Origin of the sequence: Agriterribacter sp., from assembly GCF_035444585.1 — a bacterium.
GTDB lineage: Bacteria > Bacteroidota > Bacteroidia > Chitinophagales > Chitinophagaceae > Agriterribacter.
In genome coordinates this window covers 1-8,223 of sequence record NZ_DAOMOZ010000212.1, presented here as the reverse complement: position 1 = coordinate 8,223, position 8,223 = coordinate 1, and the positions used below count along the sequence as shown (strand labels likewise).

General features: G+C 46.3%; 7 protein-coding genes. 5 read left to right on the top strand and 2 right to left on the bottom strand.

Annotated elements, in window-relative coordinates; genetic code table 11:
- Nucleotides 1-1,085 (bottom strand): pyridoxal phosphate-dependent aminotransferase (locus tag PLH26_RS17870; protein ID WP_324587397.1); only part of this gene is annotated, 1,085 nt, incomplete at its 3' end.
- Nucleotides 1,086-1,212: 127 nt separating this feature from the next.
- On the opposite strand from PLH26_RS17870, the gene PLH26_RS17865 reads away from it, so the two are divergent.
- Nucleotides 1,213-2,088 carry a bifunctional 5,10-methylenetetrahydrofolate dehydrogenase/5,10-methenyltetrahydrofolate cyclohydrolase gene (locus PLH26_RS17865; RefSeq protein WP_324587396.1) on the top strand — a complete coding sequence of 292 codons (876 nt, stop codon included), beginning with the start codon at nucleotides 1,213-1,215 and terminating at the stop codon, nucleotides 2,086-2,088.
- Between the two features lie 76 nt (nucleotides 2,089-2,164).
- On the top strand, nucleotides 2,165-2,818 hold the full coding sequence (locus tag PLH26_RS17860) for a 7-carboxy-7-deazaguanine synthase QueE (RefSeq protein WP_324587395.1): 654 nt from the start codon (nucleotides 2,165-2,167) through the stop codon (nucleotides 2,816-2,818).
- A 146-nt stretch (nucleotides 2,819-2,964) separates the two neighbouring features.
- Here the strand turns inward: PLH26_RS17860 and serA are convergent, their stop codons facing one another.
- Entirely contained in the window at nucleotides 2,965-4,203 is a 1,239-nt protein-coding gene (gene serA, locus PLH26_RS17855) for a phosphoglycerate dehydrogenase (RefSeq protein ID WP_324587394.1), read from the bottom strand.
- Nucleotides 4,204-4,277: 74 nt separating this feature from the next.
- On the opposite strand from serA, the gene PLH26_RS17850 reads away from it, so the two are divergent.
- The 3 genes from PLH26_RS17850 to PLH26_RS17840 form a co-directional block, all read left to right on the top strand.
- Complete coding sequence (locus PLH26_RS17850; protein WP_324587393.1) at nucleotides 4,278-5,441, top strand: serine hydrolase domain-containing protein; 1,164 nt, start codon at nucleotides 4,278-4,280, stop codon at nucleotides 5,439-5,441.
- A gap of 96 nt (nucleotides 5,442-5,537) precedes the next feature.
- Nucleotides 5,538-7,055: an NAD(P)H-hydrate dehydratase gene (locus tag PLH26_RS17845; RefSeq protein WP_324587392.1), complete on the top strand. Its 1,518-nt coding sequence runs from the start codon at nucleotides 5,538-5,540 to the stop codon at nucleotides 7,053-7,055.
- Nucleotides 7,056-7,125: 70 nt separating this feature from the next.
- Nucleotides 7,126-8,223, top strand: a 1,098-nt coding sequence (locus PLH26_RS17840; RefSeq protein ID WP_324587391.1) for a sodium/proton-translocating pyrophosphatase, incomplete at its 3' end; no start/stop codon positions are given.

The window sequence follows — 8,223 nt, the reverse complement described above, 5'->3', positions numbered from 1 at the left end:
CCGGGCGTTCCGTAAAAACCTGTTGCCGGCGCCATCATTACCGTTTGTCCTTCATAAGAAAAGGATTCAAGTATCCATTGGCAGAACCCGTCGGAATCATCTACCGGAAGCTGGGCCATAGCGTAAAAAGCACCGCCGGGATTGGGACAAAATACGCCCGGGATATTATTTAATCGCAACACCAGTGTATCACGTCTCAATTGATACTCAGCTTTGGTGGCCTCAAAATAATCAGCCGGCAGATCTAAGGCAGCTTCCCCCGCAATTTGCCCGAAAGACGGCGGGCTAAGTCGGGCCTGTGCAAACTTAATAGCCGTTTCCACTACCTGTTTGTTCTTTGTGATCAACGCTCCTATCCTTGCCCCGCAAGAGCTGTACCGCTTGGAAATGGTATCCAGCAATATTACATTTTCATCTACTCCTTCTAATTGCATGGCGCTGAAGTGGGTGCCGGTATAACAAAATTCACGGTATGCTTCATCTGAAAAAAGATACAGTCCATGCTTCTGAACAATGGCTTTTAAGGTTTCCAGCTCCTCCCTGCTATACAGGTATCCCGTAGGATTATTGGGATTACAAATAAGAATGGCTTTTGTACGGCTGGTTATTTTTTGTTCCAGATCAGCAATTGGCGGCAGTGCAAATCCATCTTTAATATAAGAAGTTACAGGCACTATTTTTACTCCCGCCGCCACAGCAAACCCGTTATAGTTGGCATAAAAAGGCTCCGGAATGATCACTTCATCTCCCGCATCAAGGCAGCTCATCATAGCAAAAGAGATCGCTTCCGATCCACCGGTTGTAATGAGAACATGCGTATGATCAATTGTTACGCCGGCAGCTTTGTAATAGTTTACCAGCTTACGCCTGTAGCTTTCATTACCGGCGCTGTGGCTATATTCCAGTATTTTAAAATCCGAATGACGAACTGCATCCAGCATGGGCCGGGGCGTTTCAATATCGGGTTGCCCTATATTGAGATGATATACCGTAATGCCCCTCTGCTTTGCCGCCTCGGCATAAGGAACCAATTTCCGGATGGGCGATGCCGGCATCAACTGCCCACGGGTGCTGATGGATAACATACAGCAAAGATAGAGAACACATCAGAGCAAATAAAAATAAGCGGAAAGGTTTTTAGGCGGAAAGGGTTATTAAATATCCTGCTGATTTCGCTTTTGCCTTTTCGATTTTCACATCTACCTTTGCGCCATGCAAATATTAGATGGCAGGCTGGTAGCACAGGCTGTAAAGAACGACTTAAAAATAAAAGTGGATGCCCTCAAAAAAAAAGGCAAAAAAACACCTCACCTGGCAGCCGTTTTAGTGGGCAATAATGGCGCCAGCGAAACCTATGTTGCCTCAAAAGTAAAAACCTGCGGGGAAATAGGGTACCAATCCACACTTATCCGCTTTAACGCAGATGTGGAGGAACAGGTTCTGCTTCAAAAAATACAGGAGCTGAATGCGGATGATGATGTTGACGGGATCCTGGTTCAGCTACCGCTGCCCAAACAAATTGCCGAAGAAAAAGTGATCAACACCATTGCGGCGGAAAAAGATGTAGATGGCTTTCATCCTGCCAACATTGGTAAAATGATCCAGGGACAACCTGCTTATATCCCGGCTACACCTTACGGCATCTTGTTATTGCTGGAACATTATAAAATTGAAACAAAAGGCAAACATGCCGTGGTAATAGGAAGAAGCAATATCGTAGGCCGCCCCATTAGCATTCTCCTCAGCCAAAATACGCCTTCCGGCAACTGCACCGTAACGCTCTGCCATTCGCATACCCGCAACCTGGAAACCATTTGCCTGCAGGCGGACATTATTGTAGCTGCCCTGGGCAAGCCGGAATTCCTTACCGCAGATATGGTGAAGGAGGGAGCTATAGTAATTGATGTGGGCATTACCAGGGTAGAAGACAAAAGCAAAAAGAAAGGCTATGCCATTAAAGGAGATGTACAATTTGAAACCGTTGCTCCCAAATGCAGCTATATTACCCCGGTGCCCGGCGGAGTGGGCGCAATGACGATTGCCGCTCTTATGCAGAATACCTATCTTGCCGCCACAAAGGAACAATAGTGAAATGATTTATGATTTATCGTTTGGGAGCTGAGTTTTTTAAAGAACCCGTTGCTTTGTAAATATTGATCTGATTTTGGAAAAAGCAATAAACATCCCGGCAACAACACTTCCTGTTATGGAGTCATTTTATACGCTCCAGGGAGAAGGCGCCCACCAGGGAAAAGCCGCTTATTTCATTCGCCTTGGCGGATGCGATGTAGGCTGTGTTTGGTGCGACGTAAAGGAAAGCTGGGACGCTGATGCACATCCGCAAAAATCAATTGATGTTATTGTTAACACTGCCCTGCAGGCTGTTCCTGCCGCATACCGGTTGGCCGGCAACAATAATATCATAGCGGTAGTAACAGGCGGGGAGCCATTGCTCTACGACCTTGAATTGCTTACAAAAGCATTGCAGGCTGCCGGCTTTCGGACCCACATCGAAACTTCGGGCAGCAGTAAGATGAGCGGTGTGTGGGACTGGATATGTCTTTCTCCCAAAAAATTCAAAGCACCGCTGCCTGAGGTGATCCCTTTTGCCAACGAACTGAAAATAATCATTTACAATAAATCGGACTTTGCGTGGGGCGAAAAATTTGCAGCATTAACGAATGCAGACTGTAAGCTGTACCTCCAGCCGGAATGGAGCAAAGCGGCAACCGTAACCCCCCTGATCATTGATTATATAAAAGCAAACCCGCAATGGCAGCTCAGCCTGCAGGTGCATAAGTATATTGATATTCCGTAGAAGAGATTTGAAGCAGAAGGGCCTGTGATGCGGTAGGCACCCAACTTAAGAAGGGTCAGACGGAATAAAGGGATACTCCGAAATCCGAAGCGAAATCCAATTTCAAATTTCAGATCAGGCATCCAACGGCATGTGACACCCGGAGCTTAGTACAACACCCGCACTTTTATTGTTTCTTTAATGCTCTTCAGCAAGGTCATAGCCTCTTTGGAAAGGTTTTTATTTACATCAAGCACCACATATCCGATTTCATCATTGGTTTTAAGATACTGTGCCAGGATGTTGATGTGATGAGAAGACAACTGCGTGTTGATCTGGGACAGAACACCCGGTACATTTTTATGAATATGCAGTATCCTGTGCGCGCCCTCCTGCAATGGCATCGACAGCTCAGGCACCGTATGCGAGCCTGTAGTAATGCCCGTTTCCAGGAAATTGATCAGTTTCAGGCTCACGTCTTCACCTATGTTTGTTTGCGCTTCCTCGGTGGAACCGCCTATATGCGGGGTAAGAATAACATTGGACAAATTTTGCAAAGGCGTATGGAATGCATCGCCGTTTTTCTCAGGTTCTGCAGGATATACATCGATAGCCGCGCCTGAAAGCTGCTTGTTTTGCAGGGCCAGGGCCAAAGCATCCAGATCCACCACCTGCCCCCGTGCATAATTGATCAGAATAGATCCTTTTTTAAAATGCTTAAATGCAGCAGCGCTGATGAGGTTTTTGGTTTGCGGTGTTTCCGGCACATGCAGGGTTACAATGTCGGCTTCCTGCAAAACCTCTCTCATGCTTTTGCGTGACCGGGCATTACCCAGCGGGAGGCGTGTAACGATGTCATAAAAAATCACTTTCATACCCAGGGCCTCTGCCAGCACACTCACCTGTGCGCCAATGTTTCCATAACCAATAATGCCCAGCGTTTTACCCCGCAATTCATAGCTTCCTTTGGCATCCTTTAGCCACTTCCCTTCATGGGCGGCTTTATTTTTATCGGGGATGCGGCGTATAAGCATAACCGAAAGCCCTATAACCAGTTCGGCTACCGACCGCGTATTGGAATAAGGCGCATTGAATACCGTTACGCCGTTTGCTGTAGCCTGGTTGAGATTGACCTGGTTCACGCCAATACAGAAGCAGCCTATGGCCTGAAGCTTACCGGCAGCATTGAGCACTGCAGGTGTTATTTGCGATTTGGATCGGATGCCCAGCAGGTGGGCTTCTTTAACTTCCTTTATGAGTTCTTTTTCGGGCAGCGCGCCGCCTATTCTTTTTATAGAGGTATACCCCGCTTTTCTAAAATTTTGTGCCGCCTGTTCACTGATATTTTCCAGCAATAAAATGTTTATCTTTTCTTTTGGATAACTGGTCCGTTTTTTGTCACTCATTTTTTTTATTTGTAAAATTGCAACGCGAAAGTAATAAGTAATTGCCTTTCAACGTTATTTTCTAATCAATCCAGATGAAAAACTTTGTTTATTATATTTTACTGATCTCTTTTTTTGCCCCCGGTTGTTACTATTCCACCATCAAAAAAAACAAGCCCCAGCCCGCTCCCGAAAAGGATTCTGTAGTACATGAGCCCGCTATTTCGGAAGCAGAATTTAAACGGTATTACAATGCTTCCGAAGAATTTTACAAAAATGTGCTGGAGAGAACTCATTTCAGCGGAGAATTCCTGGTGGCCAAAAAAGGTGAGATCATTTTTGAAAAATATGCCGGCTACGGCCATATCGGCGCTAAAGATTCGCTTAATGCCGGCAGCGCACTGCACCTCGCTTCGGTTTCGAAAACCTTTACGGCCATGGCTGTACTCAAACTCTGGGAACAGGGTAAATTGCAGATCGGCGATGAAGCTTCTGTTTACCTTCCGGGATTCCCTTATGAAGGCATTACCGTAAAAACTTTATTGAATCACCGCAGCGGCCTGCCTAATTATGTTCATGTAATGGAACAAATGGGCTGGGACAGGAAAAAGATAGTGTACAATGAAGATGTGCTGCATTTTTTAGTTTCCAACAAAGACAGATTACAGGTAGCGAGGCCAGACAGGTCATTTCATTATTGCAACACCAATTATGCATTGCTTGCGCTTATTATAGAAAAGGTGAGCGGGGTGCCCTACCCGCAATTTATTTATGAAAACTTTTTCGCGCCGCTGGGCATGACCAACAGCTATGTTTTTACCATGTCCGACTCTTCAAGAGCGCTTCCCTCATACAATAACAGGAACAAACAGGAAGCATTTACTTTTCTGGATGCCGTATATGGTGATAAAAACATATACAGCACGGTCCGCGACCTGTTGAAATGGGAGACAGCCCTTAGTTATGGCAACCTGTTTAAACAGTCTACCCTTGATTCGGCTTATGCAGGTTACAGCTATGAAAAAAAAGGCATAAAAAATTATGGTTTGGGATGGAGAATGCTGGAATATCCCAACAACGAAAAAATCATTTACCACAACGGGTGGTGGCATGGCAACAATACGGTCTTTGCCCGGATACTTAAAGATTCGGCTACCATTATAATACTCGGCAACAGGTACAACCGCAATATCTACCTGGCAAAAAAGCTTTTCCCTGCTTTTGGAGATTATGATACCGACGAAGATACAGAGGAGTAGATGTATGGGTGTTGCAGGGTACAAGGCCCATAACCTGAAACCTGCGCAACCTGTAACCCTTATAATTCCCTAATTTTACTGTTCCAAGAAAATTTCATGAAGCTATTTTCTGCTGCACAGATCAGGCAATGGGACCAGTATACCATTCAAAATGAACCGATAGCTCCTATTGCCCTGATGGAAAGAGCCGCTATGCGTTGCTGCAACTGGATAGACCTTACCATGCCGGCTCCTCAAAAGTATACCGTGTTCTGCGGTCCCGGCAACAATGGCGGCGACGGACTGGCCATAGCCCGGCTACTCATTCTTAAAAAAAACACAGTACAGGTATTTATACTGGGGGGTGCCGGAAAAAACTCCGCCGATTTCCTTACCAACCTGGAAAGGCTGCAGGCATTAACATCCCGGATAGAGCTGCTGGAAAAAGAAACAGACTTCCCGGTTATTTCATCCGCTGATATTATTATTGACGCGCTCTTTGGCAATGGACTAAACCGTTCGCTAAGCAGCTTGCAGGCCGCATTGGTTGACCATATCAATCGTTGCGGAAACCCGGTTATTGCCATTGATATGCCCAGTGGACTTTTTGCGGATAAAAGTTCAAAAGATAACGTCATTGTTAATGCCACGCATACGTTAACCCTGCAGGTAATGAAACCGGCGTTTTTACTTCCGGAAAATGCGGCATATACGGGCAATGTTCACGTTATAGATATCGGACTTCACCGTCAATATTACAATGACACAGCAGCCGGCTTTGAAATCGTGGAGCAGGGAACCATCCACTCCTTCATTCACCCGCGAAAAAAATTTTCTCATAAAGGAACTTATGGAAATGCCGCCCTGGTTGCAGGCAGCCATGGTATGATGGGTGCTGCTGTGCTTGGAGCAAAAGCCTGTATGCGCAGCGGGGCAGGTAAACTTACCTGTTATATTCCCAACTGCGGGTATACCATTTTACAATCAACTGTTCCCGAAGCCATGTGCGTAACAGACATCAATGAAAACCATCATACTTCATTAATGCTAAGAACTGAATATGATGCATATGCTATTGGGCCGGGCATGGGGCAGCATAACACAGGCGCCGCTGTTTTAGAAGCCCTGCTGGATAAAAAGCCCAGGCGACTGGTCATTGATGCCGATGGTTTGAACCTCCTTTCCGCCGATCAGCGCCTGTATTTAAAAATACCGGCACATGCCATCCTCACTCCCCATCCAAAAGAGTTTGAACGGCTGTTTGGAACCGCAAAAAATGATTTTGAACGGCTTGAACTGGCATTGCAAAAGGCCAAAGCACTACAGGTATATATTGTAATAAAAGGAAATTATTCATTCATAGCCACACCCGGCGGAAAAGGGTATTTTAACCCCACCGGCAACCCGGGTATGGCCACCGCAGGTAGCGGTGATGCGCTTACCGGCATATTATTGGGGCTGATTGCACAATACAACAATGCCGAACAGGCTGTTTTAACCGGTGTGTACTTGCACGGACTTGCAGGAGATATAGCCGCAAAACAACAAACGGAGGAAGCTATGACGGCAGGAGATATTATTGAGTGCATACCTGCGGCCTTTGCGCGCATAAAAACCGGTGTTTATTTTACCTAAATGGTATTTTTCAGCCCGAAACCCCTATTTTTGCCGTCCCAAAAACATAATATACAAGAACTTAACGTTTATGGACAAATTGTTCTATCTGGTACCCGTTCTGGGGCTGCTTGGATTACTTTACACTTTTGTAAAATTCAACTGGGTTGTTAAACAGGATGCGGGCTCCGACCGCATGAAGGAAATCAGCAATTACATTGCAGAGGGTGCGATGGCTTTTTTAAAGGCAGAATGGAAAATATTGGCCTATTTCGTTGTGATCGTTGCCATCCTTTTGGGGGTTATGGCGCAGGCAAATCCCCATTCCCACTGGTCTATCGCTATATCATTCGTTGCAGGTGCTGTATTTAGTGCTGTAGCCGGTTATATAGGTATGCGCATCGCCACCAAAAGCAATGTTCGCACTGCCCAGGCTGCTAAAACCAGTCTTAGCAAAGCATTGTCGGTTTCGTTTACGGGGGGGTCGGTAATGGGTCTCGGTGTGGCAGGCCTGGCCGTATTGGGGCTCGGAAGCGTATTCATTATTTTATACCTGCAGTTTGTAAGCGGCATTGCACCGGGAACAACCGAATACAATCATGCCATGATAAAGGCGATTGAAATACTTACCGGGTTTTCTTTGGGCGCTGAAAGTATCGCACTATTTGCCCGTGTAGGCGGCGGTATATATACAAAAGCCGCTGATGTGGGTGCAGACCTTGTAGGAAAAGTGGAAGCAGGAATTCCGGAAGACGACCCGCGTAACCCGGCAACCATAGCCGATAATGTAGGCGATAATGTAGGTGATGTGGCTGGCATGGGAGCCGACCTGTTCGGTTCTTATGTGGCAACAGTGCTGGCAACCATGGTATTGGGGCAGGAAACCGTTTCGGTTGATAATTTTGGAGGGATGGCTCCCATATTGCTGCCCATGCTGATCGCTGCGGTGGGTATTGTTTTTTCAATTGTTGGTACATGGTTCGTTAAAGTAAGCGATAAGGCAGGAATCAATACCGACAACGTGCAGAAAGCGCTGAACATGGGGAACTGGGGCTCCATTGTGCTCACGGCACTGGCTTCTATTGGACTGGTTTATTATATTTTACCCGAAACCATGTCGCTTCGCGGACATGAATTTACCAAATGGGGTGTGCTGGGCGCCATTGGTGTAGGTTTGGTGGTAGGCGCT

What these genes read in the sequence shown, in the direction of transcription:
- PLH26_RS17845 (WP_324587392.1), top strand. Translation starts at nt 5,538, where the DNA reads ATGAAGCTATTTTCTGCTGCACAGATCAGGCAATGGGACCAGTATACC.
- PLH26_RS17865 (WP_324587396.1), top strand. Translation starts at nt 1,213, where the DNA reads ATGCAAATATTAGATGGCAGGCTGGTAGCACAGGCTGTAAAGAACGAC.
- PLH26_RS17850 (WP_324587393.1), top strand. Translation starts at nt 4,278, where the DNA reads ATGAAAAACTTTGTTTATTATATTTTACTGATCTCTTTTTTTGCCCCC.
- serA (WP_324587394.1), bottom strand. Translation starts at nt 4,203, where the DNA reads ATGAGTGACAAAAAACGGACCAGTTATCCAAAAGAAAAGATAAACATT.